We start from the raw sequence: 20,500 nt of genomic DNA on the forward strand, positions 1-20,500 counted from the left end.
GCTTCCCTTAATTATTTACTTTGGTGATAAATGCGATGAACCCGATTACTAATATTAGTTAGGATTTCATAGTTAATAGTTCCTGCCTGCTCAGCTAAATCAGTTGCTGTAATTTCTTGGTCACCGGATTTGCCCATCAATACTACTGGAGTGCCGACTGGGTAATACTTAGGAAGCCGAATCATCATTTGATCCATACATACTCGTCCGGCAATATCACAAAATTGACCGTCAACTAATACCTTATAACCAGTCATACACCGGGGATAACCGTCAGCATAACCAATCGGCAAAGTGGCTAGCCATTCATCTTGCTCCGCTGTATAAGTAGCACCATAGCTGACAGATCTTCCTGCCTTTAACTGCTTAACAAAAGAAATTGATGAAACTAATGAACTAACGGGCTGTAAATCAAGCGTTAATTTCAAGTCACGTCCAGATGGGTTTTGTCCGTACATTGAAATCCCCATTCTAACTGTATTAGCCGTGATTTTTTCCTGATGCCATAAACCAGTCGCTGAATTTGCCATATGAACATATGGTGGCAGTTCGTCAAGACTGGCAACAAATTGATGCCACCGTTGAACCTGTTGATTAAAGTAATTTTCATCAGGACTATCAGCAGTTGCAAAATGCGTGAACATCCCTTCAAATTCAAATTCAGGACTATCAAGCAACTTAACAGCTTGCTTAAATGTAGCGACCTCTGTAAAACCAATCCGGCCCATTCCTGAATCAATTCCCAGATGAACTTTTAATGGTTTCTTAGGCTTGGCAACTTGTGCTAGTTGATGATATTGTTCAAGCCAATCTAAGGAGCCGACTGTTAAAGAAACTCCGGCTTGAGCAGCAATCAACGCATCTTCAACTGGCGTAATTCCAAGGACAAGTGTCATGGCTTCAATACCGTTATCCCGCAATTCCAATGCTTCGTCTAAAATTGCTACGCATAAACCCCTTGCACCACTGGTCATTGCTGTTTGGGCAACTGGAATCAATCCATTGCCATAAGCATTTGCTTTTACAACAGCAAGGATTCTACTATTTTCGGGCAAAACTTTTTTCTGTTCTTGAATATTATGACGTAATGCATCTAAGTCCACTATTAATGATGTATCTCGCAAACGACCATTAACCATTTATTTATTCTCACTTTCTAAAATTACTTCTGTCATTACTAACGCGGCAGTATGACTCACTGAAGCATGAGCATTACCATTATACGGCGATTTAATCACAATTGGCGCACCATATTGGTTATCAATGATTTCAATATCATGAAAGCCTAGTTTAGCACCAATTCCCGTTCCATATGCTTTAGCAAAAGATTCTTTTAGTGACCACCGACCAGCAAGATATTCTACTGATCGTTGGCCGCTAAATTGACTATATTGTTCTAGTTCAGTCGGTGTCAATACATGCTGGATGAATTGAGAATGCGCTGTCGCAGCTTTCTTAACTCGTTCAATCTCGGTTATATCGATTCCAATCCCCTTAATCATCGAGCGTTCGTCTCCTTAATTATCACTATTATCTACCGCTTAATCTTATCGAAAATAAGCACTTCTTGCAATTATTGTTACATTAGTCCATCATTGTCATGTCATATAAAATTATAAATAAAGTTTATATTTTTCTAGTTACAATTAGCTCAGAAAAAGTTATAATTTTAAGGCAATAAGCATTCTTATTTTTGAATATTTCATTAATTTTTTCTTAAAGACTTTACAGTAAGGTGAAAGTAACTCACCCTATTAGCCGAGATACATAATTAATGGTATTCTTGATATGAATGTCAATTACAAATTTATAAAGATGAGAGAAGGAGAACTATGGCTCAGATTATTCAACGCCATCCTGCATTACAATTCATCTTAAAAACATTATTTTACTTTGTAGTGCTTCTTTTATTAATCTACCTTTATGGTTATTATGGAGCAGGCCAAGAGCCATTTATCTACAACGAATTCTAATGCGGAGGAAATAGATAATATATGAGTAAGAATATTATTACCGTCTTTGAGCAAATTGCCAAGGACAACTCAACGCGGATCGCATATGATGAAATGGGCAAAACGACCACTTATGCGGACTTAAGCTCAGCAATTGATACTTTAGCGGCATGGCTTAGTACTCAATCTTTGCCTGATCGTAGTCCGATTCTCGTATATGGTGATCATCAAGTTGAAATGATTATTAGCTTTTTAGCAGCTCTAAAAGCTGGACATACTTATATTCCAGTGTCCAACGATTCAGCAATTCCACGGATGCAATCAATTCTGGATACTGCTAAACCGGCGATGATTATTGCTGTTAATGATTTTCCAAGCAATGATCTCCAGTTTGATGCCCCGATTGTCGATCATCAACAGCTTGAAAAAATTTTGGCAACACCGCAAACTTTTGATACTTCAGCAATGATTAATGGTGACGAACTAGCTTATGTCCTCTTTACGTCTGGAACTACCGGTTCACCAAAAGGGGTTGAAGTTAGTCATGATAACTTTATGACCTTTGTTGACTGGATGCTAAGTGATGAATTTAAAATCAAAGAACATGCTAATTTCTTAGGGCAGCCACCATATTCATTTGATCTTTCAAACATGTACTGGTTACCAGCACTACTTAATGGTGGGACAATCAAGGCGCTTCCTCACGAAGTTGTTGAAAATTTTGGTCAGATGTTCACTGCTCTACCAAACCTTGATCTTGAGGTATTTGTAGGGACACCATCGTTTGCTGATATGTTAATGCTTAGCCCAGCATTTAACCAACAAAAAATGCCAAGCTTAAAGACCTTTCTCTTCTGTGGTGAAGAGTTAACAGTAAAGACTGCCAAAGGATTACACCAACGATTCCCAGATGCTAAAATCTTCAACACTTATGGCCCGACTGAAACAACGGTTGCCGTATCAGGAATCGAGATTACGCCTGAAATCAGTGAAAATAATGACCGCTTACCAGTTGGCTACGCAAAGCCTGGAGTTAAATTATCCATTTGGAATGGCGATCAAGAAATCACTACTCCCGGTGAACAAGGTGAGATTGTAATCAGTGGTAATAGTGTGGCACGTGGCTATATGAATAATCCAGAAAAAACAGCCAAGTCATTCTTTAAGATTGATGGTGTGCCTGCTTACCGAACTGGGGATGCGGGTACCCTTGACAGCGATGGCTTACTTCATCACAAAGGCCGCATGGATTTCCAAATTAAATTACATGGTTACCGGATTGAACTTGATGAAGTTCGTGCCAGTCTTGAAAAGAGTCCTCTAATCAAACAAGCAGTTGCGGTTCCAAAATATAATAAAGACGGCAAAGTTACGCACCTGATCGCTTATGTTATTCCAAACGAATCTACTGAAGATACGGCTGGATTAACAAAACAAATTCGTGAAAGCTTGGACGGCTTAATCATGCCATACATGATGCCTACCCAATTCGTTTACCGTGAATCATTCCCAATGTCTGCAAATGGCAAGATTGCAGTTAAACAAATGATTGCTGAGGCTAACAAGTAATGATTGATTGGATTTCAAACCTTCCTAATTTCAGTGCTTATGGAACCCCGGTATACTTCTTCTACTTACTTCTTGCTATTTTGCCGTTGGGAATCGGCCTTTACTTTGGGAAGAGGTTTAGCTGGTATGAAGCATTAATTAGTTTCATTTTTATCTTCTTAATGTTCGATGGTTCAAGCTGGCAACAAGGAATTTCATTAATTGCTTATGTTATTTACCAGACAATTATTGTGATGGCTTATCATCGCTACCGGCAAAATAATAATTCGAGTGGTGTTTTTTACTTCACTGCCGCCTTATCAATTTTGCCGATTGTAATTGTTAAGCTCTCACCGGCAATGGTTGGTCATAACTCCCTCCTTGGTTTCTTAGGAATTAGTTATTTAACTTTCCGGGCAGTCGGAACAGTAATTGAAACGCGTGATGGAATGATCAAAGAGATTTCCCCATGGAAGTTCATTCGTTTCATTCTGTTCATGCCAACCATTACTTCTGGACCAATTGATCGTTACCGACGTTTTGAAAAAGATTATAAAAAGGTTCCGACCCGCGAGGAATATTTGAATCTTGTTAATACGGGAATTTTCTACTTATTCCTTGGGTTCTTGTACAAGTTTGTCATCGGTTATTTCTTTGGTCAGCGTTTTTACCCCTTCTTTGAAAAAGCGGCCTTGGCTGATCCATCATTCCCTTCTTGGAACTTAGTCGGTGTCATGTACACTTACGGACTTTACTTATTCTTTGACTTTGCCGGTTATTCATTGTTTGCAGTTGCTATTAGTTACTTTATGGGTGTGCGTACCCCGATGAACTTTAAGCAGCCTTTCAAATCGAAAAACCTTAAAGAGTTCTGGAATCGTTGGCACATTAGCCTTTCTTTCTGGTTCCGTGATTATATTTTTATGCGGTTCGTCTTTCTTGCTACCAAAAAACGATGGTTTAAGAATCGAAATGCCTTGTCATCAACCGCATATATGCTTAATATGTTACTAATGGGCTTTTGGCATGGAATTACCTGGTACTATATTCTCTATGGTTTTCTCCAAGGTCTAGGCCTAGTAGTTAATGACTGGTGGCTGCGTTTCAAGCGCAAAAACTTAAAACAGCTACCACATAATAAGTTCACTACTGGAGTTGCTATTTTTGTCACATTTAACTTTGTAATGTTTACTTTCTTGATCTTCAGTGGGTTCTTAGATACTTATCTATTCAAATAATTTTAGGAGGATTTTAATTATGCAAGAACAAATTATTAATATTTTAGCTGATGCAACTGGTCGGGATACTGCAGACTTTAGTGATGCAAGTCAAAACCTTTTTGAAAGTGGTCTTTTAGACTCAATGGCAACTGTTAGTCTTCTTCTCGGTTTACAAGATGCTTTTGGCGTTCAAGTACCAGTTTCAGAATTTGACCGTAACCAATGGGACACTATTGAAAAGATTGAAGAACGGGTAAAGGAGCTCCAAAATGCATAATGGCAAAAAGCTGTGGTCAATCTTTGGCCCGCTGATTGTCGCTTGTCTATTAGTAGTTCTTTTGTTTTCACTGCCGATTAGTAAAAAGCACTCAGCGGCGATTGAACATGAAGCTGCAGTATCACTAAGCCCCGTTGTTTTTAAGAACCAATCAATTAAGCAACAAGCGCTCAGTGATAAGCACACCCACTATGTTCCATTCTTTGGTTCTAGTGAACTACGGCGAATGGATCGCTTCCATCCTTCTGTAATGGCTGCTCGTTATCATAACTATACTCCTTTCCTCTTTGGTTCACGGGGTACCCAATCTCTTCCGCAATTCTTTAACATTAATTCAATGGAAACGCAGATGAGAAATAATAAGGCAGTCTATATCATTTCACCACAATGGTTTACCAAGCAGGGTGTTCAACCACCAGCTTTCAAGTACTATAATGGTGAACTCGCTAACCTTAACTGGCTTCAACACGCTAATCCCAAATCACCATATGATCGTTACATTGCAACGCGATTAATTGCAATGCTTGGCAAAGATGGGACTGTTTCTTCGTATGCTAAAAAAATCGCTGAAGGAAAATCCCTGAGCAGTTTTGACATGGGAGTTATCCGCTTCCGACTTAACATGCTTGTTCATGAAGATGCCATCTTCTCAGGTTTTCAATTAAATAATAACTATGGCAAGCATATCCTCCCAAATGTTAAGAAGCTTCCTCAGCATTACAATTATAATGAACTTTATGATGATGCAATGAATGAAGCCGCACGTGATACTGATAACAACTGTTTCGGTATCAAAAACAGCTTCTATACCCAGCGTGTAAAGAAAAACTTAGCGAAAACAAAGGGATCACAACGAAATTTCAATTATACTAAGTCACCAGAATATGGCGATTTGGAAGTAGTTTTGAATCAGTTTAAGAATACCAATTCAAATGTCCTCTTTATCATCCCACCGGTTAATTCAAAGTGGGAAAAGTACACGGGGATGGACATGAATATGTATTACCAATCTGTTGAAAAAATTAAATTCCAGCTTCGCCAACAAGGGTTCAATCATATTTTTGATCTTTCTCATGATGGTGATAAGCCTGGATTTATGGAAGATACTATCCATATCGGTTGGGCTGGTTGGGTAAAAGTTGATAAAGCTACTAATAGTTTTATTTCTAATAAGCAACCGCAACCACATTACCAAATCAATAGTAAGTTCCTTTCACCAGAATGGACTAACTTAACCCCAACTCCTGGTAATTTACAGAAATTCCAAGAAAAATTACATTAACAAAAAGCGAGACTTGAAGAATTTTCTTCGGGCCTCGCTTTTATTAAACTACTAATTGCTCAACAACATCTTGTAATAAACTCATTCCTGCCAAACTATTGCCATGTTGATCAAGAGCTGGACTAAAAATACCAATACCACATTTTTACGGGGCACAAGCCAATAAAAAGACAACGAAATACCCCACTCTTATTTATACATTCCTAAATAAGAGTGGGGTATATTTAATTTATGGTAGATTGCAAAATTTAAGTTGAACATATTAGTGGACATAAAAACCCATAAAGGTCTTTAATGGTGTCACCACAACATTCCATTAGAAAGAAGGACCTTTATAGGCACCACTATTTTATCATTTGAAGACCGTGTTGTCATCGAAACTCTTCGTTATGAAAACCGCTCCCTTAAATACATCGCTGATCACCTTGGCTTCAGTAAAACCACGATCTTTAATGAGGTTCATCGTTTGACTGGTGAATATCACGCAGTTAAAGCTCAAGTTGATTATGAAGCTAAACTTAGTCATCGTGGGCGTAAAACCATCTTAACGACTAACCTCAAGCGATTAATTGAAGAAAAGATTAAGATCCAAAAATGGTCGATTGAACAAGTGGCTCATGTAGTTAGAATCGCCTACAAGACCATCTACAACTGGATTGATCAAGGAGTATTGGATATTGGCGTGGCTGATTTACCTGACCATGGAATTCGCCGCCGACGAGCCAAAGAAACCCGTGGGACTTTTAGCCATGGACGTTCCATTGAAGATCGTCCCACTGAAGTTATTGACCGTCATACCTCAGGTCACTTTGAAGCAGATACAGTTTTATCTGGAAAGCGTAAAGGTCAAGCAATAGCTACGTTTGTCGAGCGTAAGAGTCGTCTTATCATCGTTAAACGGCTTCAGGGACGAGATAGCACCTCAATGACCAAGGCCATTTTAGAATTAGCTAACCAGTTAGAAGATAATCTCAAGGCCCTTACTGTTGACCATGGGAAAGAATTCGCTAACTACAAGCTAATTGAAGAGCAGGCCAGGATTCCCCTCTACATTGCGCATGCTTATTCTCCACATGAACGGGGCAGTAATGAGAATCGCAACCGAGTACTACGACGCTTTATCCCCAAAGGTCAACCGATTGAGGAAATCACTGATGATGAGTTAATTCAAATTAACTGGTATTTGAACTCCAGGCCACTCAAATGTTTAAACTGGCGCACACCAATTGAGATCTTTTTGCGTAATCTGCGTCACTAACTTTGTTCAAGTTATTTCTTGCAATCTGCCATATTAAAAAAAGTTCTTGGTCAAATCTCAACCAAAGACTTCTTAGCTAATTAATCTTCTTTTCGATGACGGATATTAAATGCATGGCGACTGGAATGGCTCTTTCCATGGTTATCATTTCGGTGACCACCACCATGTTGGTGACGGCGGAAATTCTTACGCCGGTAGTGGTTGCCACCATGCGAATTATTTCGGTTGCCATTACGGTTATTCCGCTTGTTACGCCGTGGGAGAGGACGTTCAGGAGTAATCTTAACTGGAACTTCACTGGCCGCTTCCTTCGTCATGTTATTTAACAATGCTGCTACCAGATCAGTTGCATTATGAGTTTCTAGTAGCTTTTCAGCGGCTTCTTCATAACGATCAGTTGAATCCCGCGCGATTAATTCATCGATATCATTAAAGGCTGAGGCAACTTGACCCTTAAATGCTTCTTCAGCTGTTGGTGGCTTAAGTGGCAGCATCCGTACCCGGGTTAATTTTTCAATCTCATGAAGGTAATCCATCTCATTTGGGGTAACAAAGGTTAAAGATACCCCGTGATGTCCGGCCCGTCCTGTTCGGCCAATCCGGTGAACATAGCTGTCTGGGTCAGATGGAATATCATAATTATAAACATGCGTAACCCCGGAAATGTCTAAGCCCCGAGCAGCCACATCTGTTGCAACTAAGATATCAAGTTCATTGTTCTTAAACTTCCACATGATCTTAGAACGCTTATCTTGAGTAAGGTCACCATGAATACCAGCTGCATTGTAGCCACGCGCAATCAAGCCCTTCGACAATTCATCTACCCGCCGCTTTGTCCGACCAAAGACAATTGTTAAGTCAGGATCTTGAACATCAATTAAACGGGTCATGATGTCAAACTTTTCATAGTCACGCGCGCGAATATAGTACTGATCAACTAAGTCAGTAGTCAATTCTTTGGCCTTGATCCGCACAGTTTCCGGATCAGACATAAATTGAACTCCAATCCGCTTGATTTCTGGTGGCATGGTTGCTGAGAAGAGCAATGTTTGCCGATCATCTGGTGTTTCCTTGATGATTGATTCAATATCCTCTAAGAATCCCATGTTTAGCATTTCATCTGCTTCATCGAGGACAAGGGTCTTAATGTGGTCAAGTTTAACTGTATGACGGTTAATATGGTCACGTAACCGTCCAGGGGTCCCCACGAGAATTTGTGGGTGTTGTTTCAAGCTCTTAATTTGGCGCCGAATATCTGCCCCACCATATACTACTTGCACGCGAACATGTTTATCTTTACCAAGACGATAAAGTTCTTCTTGAGTCTGGATTGCTAATTCACGTGTTGGTGAAATGATAATTGCTTGAATATTGAGATTTTCAGTATCAACGTTTTCAATAATTGGCAATCCAAAAGCAGCCGTCTTACCAGTCCCGGTTTGTGCTTGCCCAATAACATCCTTACCTTCAAGAACCATTGGAATCGTTTGTTCTTGGATTGGTGTTGCTTCTTCGTATCCGCTCCGTTTGATTGCTTTTAATAGGCTATCGGATAAGCCTAATTCACTAAACTTCAAAAATTTTCCTCCTAAAAATGACCAGTCGATTTATGATATAAGCATCAGTAATCGACTGGCAAATATATTAACTATTCTGCTTTTAATGCCGTCAAGACTTCTTCTAGGTGAATGCCATGGCTTGCCTTCAATAGGACAATATCATCACCTGTCAAAGTAGTCGTAAGATCGGCAATTAATTGTTGAAGGTCACTAGCAGCATAATGATAGATATCTTCAGCTGGGTATCCTTCTTGGATCAACTTGTCTTTAAGATTTTTCATTTGTTCGCCTACAAGGTAAACACTAGCAATCTTTTGGTGGTCAATCTCTTCTGCTAAGCTAGCATGCAACTTTGCCGCAGCATCCCCTAATTCCAGCATGTCCCCTAATACGGCGATCCGGCGACCAGCTACTGGTGTTTCTGCAATCGTCTTAAGGACTTCCTTGGCAGCGGTCGGGTTTGAATTGTAAACATCACTTAAGATCTGTTCACCATTCTTTCCTTTAACCCATTCAGCACGATTTTCCGTTAATTCAACGTTTGCCAACGCTTGCTTCATGTGGGCGGGAGTAATATGCAGAATCTTACCCACTTCCATAGCCGCTAACGCATTATTAATATTGTATTCACCAACCATTGGGATAGTGAATTCTTCATCTGGCCATTCGTTGACGGTAAATGATAACTGCCGTGGTTCATCGCGGACACTTGTTGCATACAAATTATTGCTTAGTTGCCGACCAAAGCGCATCTGTCGTTGGGCAAGATCTTTTACCCGTTCCTCTAATAATGGTTCATCCCCATTAAATACTAGTGTTCCATCTTCCTTTAGGCCATGGGTAATTTCCATCTTTGCATCAGCAATCTTATCACGAGTCCCGAAGAATTCGATATGTGCTTCCCCAATCATTGTAATAACGGCAATGTCAGGATTTACAAGCTTACTTAAGAAGTCAAGCTGACCAAAACGGTCCATGCCCATCTCAACTACCACTGCTTCGGTATTAGACTCCATGTTAAGAAGAGTTACTGGAACCCCAATCTCATTATTAAAATTAGCATATGTCTTCGCGACATTAAACTGCGTACTTAGGATTGACGCAATCATATCTTTAGTCGTCGTCTTCCCATTACTGCCTGTAACTGCAACAACAATCGGATTGATCTTATGCAAGTAGTACTTCCCTAGTTGTTGAAGGGCCGCTAGTGGATCACTAACGACTAATAGCGGGTGCGTCTGATCCGTTATCTCATGGTCACTAGCCCATAAACTAGCTACTGCACCATTGGTAAAAGCACTCGGTACGTATTGGTGGCCGTCTTGGGCACCTTGCAATGGAACAAATAAGCTCCCTTGATCTAAGTGTCGACTGTCAAATGACACACTAGTCACTTCTACGTCTTTCCATTGTTCAATGTCATTTTGTGCGTTGATCGCCTTGGCAATTTCCGCTAATTTCATTTTCATGAAAAAGATACCTCTTCTTTTGATACTTTGGTCTAGCTTTTTAATTATATCACCCTCACTAGTATAAGGCGATTAAAAACAATAAGTCGTGAGTAAAAATAGCAAAGACTGAGAAAAAGCAAAAGTTTTTTCTCAGTCTTTGCTATAAACTTATTACATTTGACGCAACCGTTCAATTCGCTTCTCTAGCGGGGGGTGAGTGTCAAATAGATTTGAAAAAGGATGGTGCTTAGCGTTCTTTTCTGGATCGCTAATATATAATGCCGAACTGCTTGGGTCCACATGTTTCATTGGAACAGCAGTTTTTAGCTTTTCCAATGCACTAATCATCCCTTGCGGATTACGGGTTAATTCCACAGCACCTGCATCGGCTAAGTATTCCCGATTACGTGAAAGAGCCATCTGCGCAATGGTTGCTGCCAATGGCGCTAAGATAATCAAAAGAATCGAACCAAGGATGGCGAAAATACTTGATGGATTATCCCGGTCATCACTACTGCTCCGACCACCAATCCACCAGAAATTTCCAGCAAAATTAACAAGCATTGCGATTGCGGATGCTAAGGCTAACGCAATTGTTTGCAGACGGATGTCATAGTTACGAACGTGAGTCATTTCATGGGCCATTACCCCTTCTAGTTCCTCACGATTCATTTTTTCCATCAAACCAGTAGTAGCGGCCACAGCAGCATGCTCAGGATCATTACCAGTCGCAAAAGCATTGGGACTTGGGTCATGGATGATATAGACTTTTGGCATTGGTACCCGTGCAACTAAAGCCATATCTTCAACAATATGCCAAAGTTCTGGCGCATCACTCGCTGATCGTACCTCCGTCGCGTTATTCATCCGCATCACTACATCAGTCGATTGACCAATGATCACGGACATATAGATCACCGCAATAATCGCCGCAATGATCATGCCGCCAATCGCTGTCCGCGCAAATAAATAGCCAATCGCGGCCCCAATTAAAGCAAGCAATACAAAGAACCCAAACATCACCAAAATTGTTTTTCGTTTATTACGGGCAATTTGCTGATATAACATGCTTAATCACCTAAATCATCAAATGAAACTTTTGGCACAGCCTTGGCTTCTTCTGGCACTTGTAAGTAATCCATTTGTTGGAAGTGATGAATTTTAGCCACAATGTTGCTTGGGAAAGATTGAATCTTAGCATCTAAAGCCGCCACAGTACTGTTGTAAAGCTGCCGTGAGTAGGCAATCTTGTTTTCAGTATTGGTTAATTCTTCCATTAATTTTTGGTATTCAGCACTTGCTTTTAAGTCTGGATAATTTTCAGCGACGGCAAACAATGTCCGTAAAGTTCCCGTTAATTCATTGGAAACTTCCATTTTTTTAGCATGATCGCTGTCTGGAATACTATTTAATTCCGTCCGCAGCTTTGTCACCTTTTCCAAGGTTCCCGCTTCATACTTGCTATAGCCCTTAACTGTTGAAATTAAGTTAGGGATCAAGTCGTTACGTCGTTGTAATTGAACATCAATTTGACTCCAGGATTCTTGTGCGTGTGTCCGCAATTGAATCAAACTGTTGTAAAGTCCTGCATAAATAGCAATCAACAAGACAATGACAACAATTACAATAATAAGGGTCATTTTTGTTCCTCCTCTAAAAATATTTGTTCTTAATTTTACCAAAAACTTAAGGATAGTGTTAGGATTCCCGAATATTTTAGCAAAATATTATCTTTTTCGGTATGATAGAAGTATAAACGAGGTGATTACATGAACGTTTTATTTGTCTGCTTAGGAAACATTTGTCGGTCACCAATGGCCGAGGCAATGTTCAAGCAAATGGTTGATGACGCAGGATTAAATGGCAAAATCAATGTTGATTCTGCTGGAACAAGTAACGAAGAAGAAGGAAATGGTCCCCACCCAGGTGCCGCAAAGACAATGCACGCACACGGGTTATCAACGGATGGCTTAATCTCACGCCCAATTACACGACAAGACTTCGAGTGGGCTGATTACATCATCTGCATGGATAATATGAACAAGTACAACTTACAACGCATTGCACCAGCGCAAGATCGTGATAAAGTCCACTTAGCATATGAAGTAATTCCTGGCAAAGAAGATCAAGAAATTCCTGATCCTTGGTATACTCACCGCTTTGAAGATACTTACAATAGCCTAAACGAGACATTGCCATTATGGCTGGATAAAATTACTAAAGAATTGTCCTAACAACAAAAGAGGTTTGGAAAATAATTCCTTGCCTCTTTTTATAGTTTAAATTGATTGTATCCAGTAATTTCAACGTCTCTAACTGTTAGCTGAACCTTCATCAGCGCGCCGTTATGTAAGTTTTCATACTTGTATCCAGGTTTCCCATACATCCCCGCAATATATTGGATAATCGATCCATGGGCTACTACAACCACATTACTCTCATCCGGTAAGCTTTGCAAAAAGGCAATTGCCTGCTCTACACGGGCATTTAATTCATTACTATCTTCTGCAAGGTGAGCCGGATCGGCGGCTTTCAGTAAGTCATGCGCTTTTTCAACGCCAAACTCATCAACTAATTCACCGATACGCCTAAATCGCTTGCCTTCAAGATAGCTTGCCCAGATAGCGCCTTCTTCATTACTATGACCTTCAAAAGACCCATAAAATACCTCGCGGAAGAACTTTTTTTGGATTGGTTCCTTCACCGTCGCAGTTAGGTGATCCGCAATTAAAAGCCGTGCAGTATCAACTGCTCGTTTTAAATCACTGGAGAAAAGGTAATCGATCCTTAAGTCCGCTAAAACTTGGCCGATCTTTTTAGCATCCATCTCTCCTTTTTCTGTAAGCGGGGTATCTGACCATCCTTGCAGGCGAGCAAACCGGTTGAAGTAGGTCTCACCGTGCCGGACAAAGTAAACTGTGATTGCCATTCGATAACCTCCATTATAATTAGGCGACTGCTGGCGTGCCTAACCATTCAATCATATCTTTCATTTTAGCAGTTATTGCATCTGTTCCGGGAAGTAATAATTTCCGCGGATCATATCCTTTTTGTTCTTTATTGAGGTCTAATTCATTTTCAATATACTTCCGGGTTGCATCTTGGAACGCTAACTGGAATTCAGTATTGATATTCACCTTTGCAATCCCCATTGAAATTGCTTTTTGAACCTGTTCTCTAGGAATTCCTGAACCACCGTGAAGCACTAGCGGAATATCAATCGCATTCGCAATTTCTTGAAGGCGGTCAAAGTCTAACCCTGGCCAATTAGCAGGGTAAATGCCGTGAATGTTACCAATCCCACAAGCAAGACGGTCAACCCCCATTGCTGCAAACGCCATTGCATCTTCAACATCAGCAAGTTCCCCACTGCTGGTATCCTGATTTTCTCCCACTTTACCGATTTCGGCTTCAACCGCAATGCCGCGTGAATGCGCTAATTGGACAATCTCTTTGGTTTTGGCATAATTTTCTTCAATCGGCAACTTATGGCCATCAAACATGACTGACGAATACCCTAAGTTAATGCATTCAATCGCTGCATCATAGTCACCATGATCAAGATTCAGGATAACTGGAACTTTAATTTCCATTGCATCCATCTGGTCTTCAACCATATCTTTGACAAATTTATAACCACCCATATATTTGGCAGCTCCCATTGAAACTTGGATCAGAACTGGGGTATTAGTCTCCGCTGCCGCCCGCAAAATTGCCCGGGTCCATTCAAGATTATTAATATTATATGCCCCAATTGCGTATTGATTCTTCCGTGCATCATCAAAAAGTTTGTTTCCGTTATCAAAGTAAGCCATCATTCTTCCTCCTAAATTACCTGTAACTTCTGCTTGCTCGCTAATTCGATATAATTAATCATTTGTAAGAAGCTTTCAATCTCGAGACTTGCGCGACCGATTAGCGCCCCATCAACATTTGGTTTACTCATAATTTGACCAATATTCTCGGGATTAACACTGCCACCATAGAGTATTCGGACTTGCTCGCCAATCTCATTACCATACATTTCAACTAGACTTTGACGAATTGCCAGACATCCCTCTTCCGCAATGTCTGGATTTGCTTGATGCGTGCTCCCAACGGCCCAACTTGGTTCATACGAAATAACAATCTGTGATAGTTTATTAGCTGGTACCCCCTTAAGGACGCTTTTTAGTTGGCGAAATACATAATGAATTTGTCCGTTAACTTCTGTTTGGACCATCTCTTCATCCGTACAAATGATTGGAATAATACCAGCATTGAGGGCTGCTAAAACTTTTTGATTAATTGAATCATTATTCTCGTTAAAAAGGCGCCGGCGCTCTAAATGCCCTAGCATCACGTATGTCACGCCCGCATCTGCTAAACTTCGCATGCTAATTTCTCCAGTATACGGTCCCTCTAACTCAGCAGATGCATTTTGAGCAATAATTTGTAAGTTGGAAGATCCCGCCACTTTTTTCATGTTATAGAGCGAGACTGCTTGTGCCGCGATCCCAATTTCTTTATTTGCCGGGAGTTTTTCTTTAATTGCTTTAACAAACGCAACGGATTCATGAACATTTTTATTCATTTTCCAGTTCGCAATAATAAACGGTTTGCGCATTCCTTTACCTCCTTAAAACAGTAGTCTAAATAAGCGTTGACTATATTCTTCTTTCGTATCAAAAGGTCCAGCGGTTACACTAATTCCTTCACGATGGTTCCCTAAGAAATCTGTATCAAAATCACGGGCAGTCTCGGGAGTAACACCAACCGCGATCACCCGACTAGTATCTTCATTCAAGTAGTCGCAAATATTACTATTAAGAAATACCCCATCTTCACTTGAATCGATGGCGACCTTAACGTCTTCTTGCTCATCATTCATAAAGATATTTCCTGCTTTATTAGCTGGAATATAGCTTCGTTGTCCACTGGCTAGGCCAACATAAGCAGCATTATCATCGCTAATATGATTATCGATTGGTTGTTCACTTGCCTGTTTGTGGGCAAATGCAATTAATTTTGCCATTTCACTCCGGAGGTTCTTCCGGATAAAGACATTGTTATAGAAACAAGAAGAATCGTAAGGAGCACTTTCTGGCGTATTTTGTTGATAAAGGCGGTGGTAGTAAGGATCATTTTCAGCAACATTCGTATTGCTTAACCATTCCACACTGCCATTAATTAGGTTATGAACGAGAAGGACGCCCTTAGATTCGAGCTTAAGCGTACAATCCGATAATAGGAAATTATTATCAATCAAGGTCACACCCATCGAATCCTTAATTTCAATATCTTCACCAAGGGCCGCTACTAAGTCCTCCCGATTTTCGTTTGTGACTTCAAATGAATCTGGCAGTGAATTGTTGTAGAACACATTCCGTGAAATTTGGGTATCTTCGACCTTGCCACCAAGCCAAATTCCGCGCGTGCAATCATGAATGCAGTTGCGTAAAATCTTAGCCCCAATCGCTGGCGAAAGGTTGATCGCACTGACATCATCACTGACAAGGTTTTGGCGGACGTTAATGTTGTAAATACTATTGTGTTCAATAATCGGCGATGGGTTGCCTTCAACACCGATAATTCCAGTCTGCCCGCAATCATGAATCATATTGTTCTTAATCCGGTGTGGATAAACCTTATCATCGTCAATGGTTGGAACAATATTTCGACCAAGGGAGATCCCAGAACACTTAGCGTGAGAAATGTCACACTTGGCAATCTTCCATCCCTGACCACGATTAGTACCAATAATCCCCTTATTATATTGCGAAGATGCCCATCGACAAGCAGCCTTCGTCATTGTAAAGCCCGATAGAATAAGGTGATTGAGTCCTGCTTTTTCTGGATAGAAACACGTCTCACGGAAAGTCAGTTCAACATGTTCATCATTAGGATTTTGCGCTTGAAAGTTTGCATAGATTACGGTTGAATCTTCTGCTGGCAACTGTTCGGTATACCAGGTATAGCAGGTAAATTTCCGGTCTCGGGAAAATTTGTTTTCACTTGGTGTTTCAACTTTTGCTAACTGATCAACCTCATACATTGCTTTATTATTTAGGAAGATTTCACCGGCATGATTAAAGGTTTGATCAACTAAAACGTTGTATGGATTATAGTTACCAAATTCGGCATTAGGGAGTTTTAATTGCCATACCGGACCAGCAACATGTTGCCAGCCAGTAACACGGTCAGCGCCCGTAATGATTGCCCGATTTTGCTTAGCAGATGCATAAATAATCGGCTTATCACTAGTGCCGGAATATTGTGGATGAACTTCCTCATGATATTCCCCCGGCATTACTTGAACATAATCCCCCGGTTGAGCGATATCCGCCGCTTGTTGGATGTACTTAAACGGAAACTCTTGTGAACCATTACCGTTTTCAGAAGCATTAATATCAACAAAAATTTGCATTTTATTCAATCCTTTCTACCATGCATAATTTTCCACAGCTTGTCGTCCCTTACCCGTCGCGTTATCCAGGATTATGCGCTGTTCAATCCTTGCCACGTTCTGTTTGGTTTCTTTAACCATATCTGGATTGACTGAAATATAATCAATCCCTTGCTGAATTAAGAAAGATGCTAATTCAGGATATTCAGATGGTGCTTGCCCACATATTGAAACCGTCTTGTTATCTTGGTGAGCAGCCTTAATAAGGTGGCTAATCGCACGTTTCACCGCAAGATTACGTTCATCAAAGAGGTGGGCCACTGTATCATTATTCCGATCACAACCTAAAATAAGCATTGCTAAATCATTGGACCCAATCGAATAACCATCAACATATTTATTAAACTGATCTGCCAAGATGATATTACTTGGGATCTCGGCCATCATGTATACCTTAAAATCTGGACCACGATGTAACCCGGCAGCTGCCATTAATTTTGTAACTTTATCAGCTTCGGCAACGGTGCGGACAAACGGAATCATTACATTGAGGTTCTTTAACTGGAATTCTCGACGCACCTTTTTTACCGCCGCAAGTTCTAGCTTAAAAGCTTCGATATATTTGGGATCATAGTACCGAGAAGCGCCGCGCCATCCCAATAAGTCGGCAGGTTCATGGGACTCATATTTATCGCCGCCCGTTAAATTACGGTATTCTCCCGACTTAAAATCAGAAAAACGTAAAACCATCGGCCGTGGAGCAATCGCCCGAGCCACTTTAGCAATCCCATCTGCTAACATATCAACAACTTTTTCGGGATGACCAGTTTCAATTAAGTAGAGGGGATGGTCATGAATATAAGTCGTCCAAAGAAATTCTTCTCGCATTAAGCCAATGCCATCAACAGGGAGTTCTGCATATTTTTCTGCTAGTTCTGGATCGCCTAAATTCATCATGACCCTGGTTGCAGTCGGCGCGTAATATTCTGCATGGTGACATTCCGTTGTCTCTTTTTCGCCATTAAATTGTTCTGCGAGATCACCTTGATAAACGACTCCATTTTTAGCATCAACGGTCACTTGTTCACCATCTTGTAGCATTTCAGTAACTGCCTGCCCACAGCTCTTGGTTCCAACGATACACGGAATCTGCATTTCACGAGAAACAATTGCGGCATGGCAGGTCATTCCACCATTATCGGTGATGATTGCTGCTGCTTTTTTCATTGCCGGTACCCAATCAGGCGAAGTCATCAACGTTACTAATATTTCTCCTTCTTCAAATTCATCAATATCTTTAGGATCCGCAATTACATGTACCTTTCCAGTGGAAACGCCTGGACTTGCTGGTAATCCTTTGACCAAGATTTTTTTAGTTTTATTCATTGAGACAGTGGACTCCTTTGTTGCTTGCTTATTATTTTTATTCGACCAAACCGTTTCTGGACGAGCTTGTACTAGCCATAACCGATCTGTGCGGGCGTCTAGCGCAAATTCCATGTCCATGTAACAACCATAGTGCTTTTCAATTTCCTTTGCGTATCCTGCTAATTCATGAATTTGGTTTTCAGTTAGCGCTGGCCGGATTGCCCGGTCTGCTGGCACCGGTTCTTCATGTACTCCGCCACCAGGGGTTTGACACAATTCAATTGCTTTCGGAACTACCGAACGTTCTACTACTTGAAGGTTATTTTTATTAATCACAAAATGATCCGGTGTTACTTTTCCTAAAACAATGTATTCACCTAATCCCCAAATCGTATCAATAACAATTTGGGCATCATTTCCGTTCGCCACGTTAACTGAAAACATAACCCCAGAAGCTTTTGAGAAAACCATCATCTGAACGGCCGCAGATAAAGCCACTTTTTCATGAGGAAAATGTTGCTTATGCCGGTAATAGGTTGCCCGATCGGTAAACAAGGAAGCATAACATTCTTGAACCTTTGCTAATACCATTTCAGCTCCACGCACGTTCAAATACGATTCTTGCTGCCCCGCAAAAGAAGCATTCGGTAAATCTTCAGCGGTAGCACTTGACCTAATTGCTACAAATGGTTCAGTTTCACCCATTTTTTCTGATAAGGCTGCATAAGCTTTTTTGATTGTCATAGCGATCTCACTTGGCATCGGTGCTTCGACAATCATCTGCCGAATATGTGAGCAAACCCGATGAAGTTCGTCAGCATTTTCATAGTCATTAATTTCGGCTAATAATTTATTAATTTGGTCGTTTAATCCCGTTTCCGCCATAAATTGACGATAAGCGTGAGTTGTCGTCGCAAATCCATATGGAACTGGAATTTTCATTGCAGAAGTCATTTCCCCTAATGAAGAGGACTTCCCACCAACGAGATTAACGTCCGAGCGATGCAATTCATCAAACCATAAAACATTCATTTGTTCGCGTTTTTCCATTACTGCATCTCCTTAAATTCAATGTATCTCCTTCTTAGGTGGTTCCTAAAAAAGAGTCAAGAAATTTATTTACAGCAAAAAAATGAGCAAACGGTGGCATTCCTGTCCGTTCGCTCATCTGTTTACTTAAAATTTATTTTAATTTGGCTATTTTTATCGTCATTGTGTTTTTCTTAATTTGGAATGGATTACAAATATTGCTAAAAATTTGCAAGCAAAAAAGGACTTTGATATAAGTTAAGTTACTTTCATAAAAAGCAAATACGCAGTACAACAATGGCCTCCAACGTCCGGCTTAAAAACCGAACATTGGAGGCCTATTGTTGCTTGCGGGGGCTCCCAGAGGCTTGCTTCGCGTCGAAAAACGAAGTCACAAGTGACTTCTGTCTCGCTTCCTGAACTAATCTTAGGTTGTTTAACGACCTGTTGTATATTTCTCGCTAAAATTCTTTTGCACATTTTGTGGTGCTTGCGTAAATGGTTCTGACTTAACAAATTTACCGCGGATCATCAACCGATTGGTCCCGGTAGCATCACAGGTGATCAAAGTAATAATCTTTTCCGGTGTATTATCTACCACATCAACCCGGGTCGCCGCAATGAATTCACGTTGATAAATCTTATATTCATAAACGCGATCCATGTTGGTGATATAAATCATCTGTCCCACCTTAGCATGATAATACAATGGGGAAAATAGGATTTTACTCCCGTGGGCCATATTATGACCAGCTAACGCATAGTTACCTTCCCCCATCTTCATGTCCGGACGAAGGGTTCCTGCTGCTAACGCAAGGGTTGTATTATCAATCCCATTAGCAATTGGAATCGTCATATTAATAGCCGGAACCGTAATTGCTCCAATGGTATTAATCGATTGCTTATTTGCACGAGCCTTGGCAGCCGTTTGCAAGTTAAGATCTTTGACACTTTGAAAATCATAGGTCGCTTTTTTCTTTTGGTTGCTTTGAACCGTTTGCCGAGTAATCTCAGGTTTATAACTCCCTACTAAGTAAGACTTAATCTGTTGGTTAAAAATTAAGACAACTGAAATCAATAACAGTACAACAACCGCTGTCCACCATAACCATTCAAATGATCGCTTTTTATCTTTTTTCACGATATTGAACTCCTTACTTTTTATTATGAA

General features: G+C 40.5%; 19 protein-coding genes and 1 pseudogene. 7 read left to right on the forward strand and 13 right to left on the reverse strand.

Translation table 11 applies throughout. The features are described from left to right. Nucleotides 1–11: 11 nt before the first annotated feature. Together alr and acpS are read right to left on the reverse strand one after the other, a co-directional pair. Nucleotides 12–1,139 (reverse strand): alanine racemase, encoded by a 1,128-nt coding sequence (gene alr / locus QOS06_RS07915; protein ID WP_078009872.1) that lies wholly within the window; start codon nucleotides 1,137–1,139, stop codon nucleotides 12–14. Then, entirely contained in the window at nucleotides 1,140–1,502 is a 363-nt protein-coding gene (gene acpS, locus QOS06_RS07920) for a holo-ACP synthase (protein ID WP_003671253.1), read from the reverse strand. It lies immediately after the preceding gene. Between the two features lie 330 nt (nucleotides 1,503–1,832). Here acpS and dltX point away from each other — a divergent pair, with 330 nt between their 5' ends. The 5 genes from dltX to dltD are packed head-to-tail and all read left to right on the forward strand — an operon-like array spanning nucleotide 1,833 to nucleotide 6,279. After that, a complete protein-coding gene (gene dltX / locus QOS06_RS07925) occupies nucleotides 1,833–1,973 on the forward strand; it encodes a teichoic acid D-Ala incorporation-associated protein DltX (RefSeq protein ID WP_003671255.1) in 141 nt (46 codons plus the stop codon). Between the two features lie 21 nt (nucleotides 1,974–1,994). Beyond that, on the forward strand, nucleotides 1,995–3,521 hold the full coding sequence (dltA, locus tag QOS06_RS07930) for a D-alanine--poly(phosphoribitol) ligase subunit DltA (protein ID WP_085680988.1): 1,527 nt from the start codon (nucleotides 1,995–1,997) through the stop codon (nucleotides 3,519–3,521). After that, entirely contained in the window at nucleotides 3,521–4,738 is a 1,218-nt protein-coding gene (gene dltB / locus QOS06_RS07935; RefSeq protein ID WP_003671258.1) for a D-alanyl-lipoteichoic acid biosynthesis protein DltB, read from the forward strand. Before dltA ends, dltB begins: the two co-directional genes overlap by 1 nt. A 19-nt stretch (nucleotides 4,739–4,757) precedes the next feature. Next, nucleotides 4,758–4,997, forward strand: coding sequence for a D-alanine--poly(phosphoribitol) ligase subunit DltC (gene dltC / locus QOS06_RS07940; RefSeq protein ID WP_003667244.1), 240 nt, complete (start codon nucleotides 4,758–4,760; stop codon nucleotides 4,995–4,997). After that, nucleotides 4,990–6,279 (forward strand): D-alanyl-lipoteichoic acid biosynthesis protein DltD, encoded by a 1,290-nt coding sequence (gene dltD, locus QOS06_RS07945; protein ID WP_152726533.1) that lies wholly within the window; start codon nucleotides 4,990–4,992, stop codon nucleotides 6,277–6,279. Before dltC ends, dltD begins: the two co-directional genes overlap by 8 nt. Nucleotides 6,280–6,322: 43 nt before the next feature. Here dltD and QOS06_RS07950 read toward each other — a convergent pair. Beyond that, nucleotides 6,323–6,424 (reverse strand): annotated as a pseudogene (locus tag QOS06_RS07950) (glutaminase); the annotation flags it as partial. Between the two features lie 189 nt (nucleotides 6,425–6,613). Here QOS06_RS07950 and QOS06_RS07955 point away from each other — a divergent pair. After that, nucleotides 6,614–7,537: an IS30 family transposase gene (locus QOS06_RS07955; RefSeq protein ID WP_098046081.1), complete on the forward strand. Its 924-nt coding sequence runs from the start codon at nucleotides 6,614–6,616 to the stop codon at nucleotides 7,535–7,537. Between the two features lie 80 nt (nucleotides 7,538–7,617). On the opposite strand, the gene cshA is transcribed toward QOS06_RS07955, so the two are convergent. The 4 genes from cshA to QOS06_RS07975 form a co-directional block, all read right to left on the reverse strand. Further along, nucleotides 7,618–9,114: a degradosome RNA helicase CshA gene (cshA, locus tag QOS06_RS07960; RefSeq protein ID WP_085681066.1), complete on the reverse strand. Its 1,497-nt coding sequence runs from the start codon at nucleotides 9,112–9,114 to the stop codon at nucleotides 7,618–7,620. Nucleotides 9,115–9,185: 71 nt separating this feature from the next. Further along, a complete protein-coding gene (locus QOS06_RS07965) occupies nucleotides 9,186–10,565 on the reverse strand; it encodes a UDP-N-acetylmuramoyl-tripeptide--D-alanyl-D-alanine ligase (protein WP_085681068.1) in 1,380 nt (459 codons plus the stop codon). A gap of 153 nt (nucleotides 10,566–10,718) precedes the next feature. Beyond that, nucleotides 10,719–11,615 carry a zinc metalloprotease HtpX gene (gene htpX / locus QOS06_RS07970; RefSeq protein WP_003671267.1) on the reverse strand — a complete coding sequence of 299 codons (897 nt, stop codon included), beginning with the start codon at nucleotides 11,613–11,615 and terminating at the stop codon, nucleotides 10,719–10,721. A 2-nt stretch (nucleotides 11,616–11,617) separates the two neighbouring features. Continuing rightward, the gene (locus QOS06_RS07975; protein WP_003667234.1) at nucleotides 11,618–12,187 is read right to left on the reverse strand and encodes a LemA family protein; all 570 of its coding nucleotides are present in this window, start codon (nucleotides 12,185–12,187) and stop codon (nucleotides 11,618–11,620) included. Between the two features lie 129 nt (nucleotides 12,188–12,316). On the opposite strand from QOS06_RS07975, the gene QOS06_RS07980 reads away from it, so the two are divergent. Then, a complete protein-coding gene (locus tag QOS06_RS07980; RefSeq protein ID WP_003667233.1) occupies nucleotides 12,317–12,781 on the forward strand; it encodes a low molecular weight protein-tyrosine-phosphatase in 465 nt (154 codons plus the stop codon). A 38-nt stretch (nucleotides 12,782–12,819) separates the two neighbouring features. Here the strand turns inward: QOS06_RS07980 and QOS06_RS07985 are convergent, their stop codons facing one another. The 6 genes from QOS06_RS07985 to QOS06_RS08010 all read right to left on the reverse strand — a co-directional run bounded on the left by QOS06_RS07985 (nucleotide 12,820) and on the right by QOS06_RS08010 (nucleotide 20,470). Continuing rightward, entirely contained in the window at nucleotides 12,820–13,476 is a 657-nt protein-coding gene (locus QOS06_RS07985; RefSeq protein WP_003671272.1) for a histidine phosphatase family protein, read from the reverse strand. Between the two features lie 19 nt (nucleotides 13,477–13,495). Further along, nucleotides 13,496–14,362: a class II fructose-1,6-bisphosphate aldolase gene (gene fba / locus QOS06_RS07990; protein ID WP_035160021.1), complete on the reverse strand. Its 867-nt coding sequence runs from the start codon at nucleotides 14,360–14,362 to the stop codon at nucleotides 13,496–13,498. An 11-nt stretch (nucleotides 14,363–14,373) separates the two neighbouring features. Next, the gene (tpiA, locus tag QOS06_RS07995) at nucleotides 14,374–15,153 is read right to left on the reverse strand and encodes a triose-phosphate isomerase (protein ID WP_003671275.1); all 780 of its coding nucleotides are present in this window, start codon (nucleotides 15,151–15,153) and stop codon (nucleotides 14,374–14,376) included. Nucleotides 15,154–15,165: 12 nt separating this feature from the next. After that, complete coding sequence (locus tag QOS06_RS08000) at nucleotides 15,166–16,953, reverse strand: right-handed parallel beta-helix repeat-containing protein (RefSeq protein ID WP_283595739.1); 1,788 nt, start codon at nucleotides 16,951–16,953, stop codon at nucleotides 15,166–15,168. Nucleotides 16,954–16,968: 15 nt separating this feature from the next. Beyond that, nucleotides 16,969–19,350, reverse strand: coding sequence for a phosphoenolpyruvate synthase (ppsA, locus tag QOS06_RS08005; protein ID WP_003671278.1), 2,382 nt, complete (start codon nucleotides 19,348–19,350; stop codon nucleotides 16,969–16,971). Between the two features lie 415 nt (nucleotides 19,351–19,765). Next, nucleotides 19,766–20,470: a class A sortase gene (locus QOS06_RS08010; RefSeq protein ID WP_003671280.1), complete on the reverse strand. Its 705-nt coding sequence runs from the start codon at nucleotides 20,468–20,470 to the stop codon at nucleotides 19,766–19,768. Between the last annotated feature and the right edge of the window lie 30 nt (nucleotides 20,471–20,500).

Source organism: Limosilactobacillus sp. DJ3M12, from assembly GCF_947381695.1.
Classification (GTDB): Bacteria; Bacillota; Bacilli; order Lactobacillales; family Lactobacillaceae; genus Limosilactobacillus; species Limosilactobacillus kinnaridis.

Bases quoted from the DNA above. Each gene is read 5' to 3' on its own strand.
- QOS06_RS07980 (WP_003667233.1), top strand. From the start codon at position 12,317: ATGAACGTTTTATTTGTCTGCTTAGGAAACATTTGTCGGTCACCAATG.
- QOS06_RS07965 (WP_085681068.1), bottom strand. From the start codon at position 10,565: ATGAAAATGAAATTAGCGGAAATTGCCAAGGCGATCAACGCACAAAAT.
- tpiA (WP_003671275.1), bottom strand. From the start codon at position 15,153: ATGCGCAAACCGTTTATTATTGCGAACTGGAAAATGAATAAAAATGTT.
- QOS06_RS08000 (WP_283595739.1), bottom strand. From the start codon at position 16,953: ATGCAAATTTTTGTTGATATTAATGCTTCTGAAAACGGTAATGGTTCA.
- dltX (WP_003671255.1), top strand. From the start codon at position 1,833: ATGGCTCAGATTATTCAACGCCATCCTGCATTACAATTCATCTTAAAA.
- dltC (WP_003667244.1), top strand. From the start codon at position 4,758: ATGCAAGAACAAATTATTAATATTTTAGCTGATGCAACTGGTCGGGAT.
- acpS (WP_003671253.1), bottom strand. From the start codon at position 1,502: ATGATTAAGGGGATTGGAATCGATATAACCGAGATTGAACGAGTTAAG.
- htpX (WP_003671267.1), bottom strand. From the start codon at position 11,615: ATGTTATATCAGCAAATTGCCCGTAATAAACGAAAAACAATTTTGGTG.
- QOS06_RS07975 (WP_003667234.1), bottom strand. From the start codon at position 12,187: ATGACCCTTATTATTGTAATTGTTGTCATTGTCTTGTTGATTGCTATT.
- alr (WP_078009872.1), bottom strand. From the start codon at position 1,139: ATGGTTAATGGTCGTTTGCGAGATACATCATTAATAGTGGACTTAGAT.
- ppsA (WP_003671278.1), bottom strand. From the start codon at position 19,350: ATGGAAAAACGCGAACAAATGAATGTTTTATGGTTTGATGAATTGCAT.
- dltA (WP_085680988.1), top strand. From the start codon at position 1,995: ATGAGTAAGAATATTATTACCGTCTTTGAGCAAATTGCCAAGGACAAC.
- dltB (WP_003671258.1), top strand. From the start codon at position 3,521: ATGATTGATTGGATTTCAAACCTTCCTAATTTCAGTGCTTATGGAACC.
- dltD (WP_152726533.1), top strand. From the start codon at position 4,990: ATGCATAATGGCAAAAAGCTGTGGTCAATCTTTGGCCCGCTGATTGTC.
- QOS06_RS07985 (WP_003671272.1), bottom strand. From the start codon at position 13,476: ATGGCAATCACAGTTTACTTTGTCCGGCACGGTGAGACCTACTTCAAC.
- fba (WP_035160021.1), bottom strand. From the start codon at position 14,362: ATGGCTTACTTTGATAACGGAAACAAACTTTTTGATGATGCACGGAAG.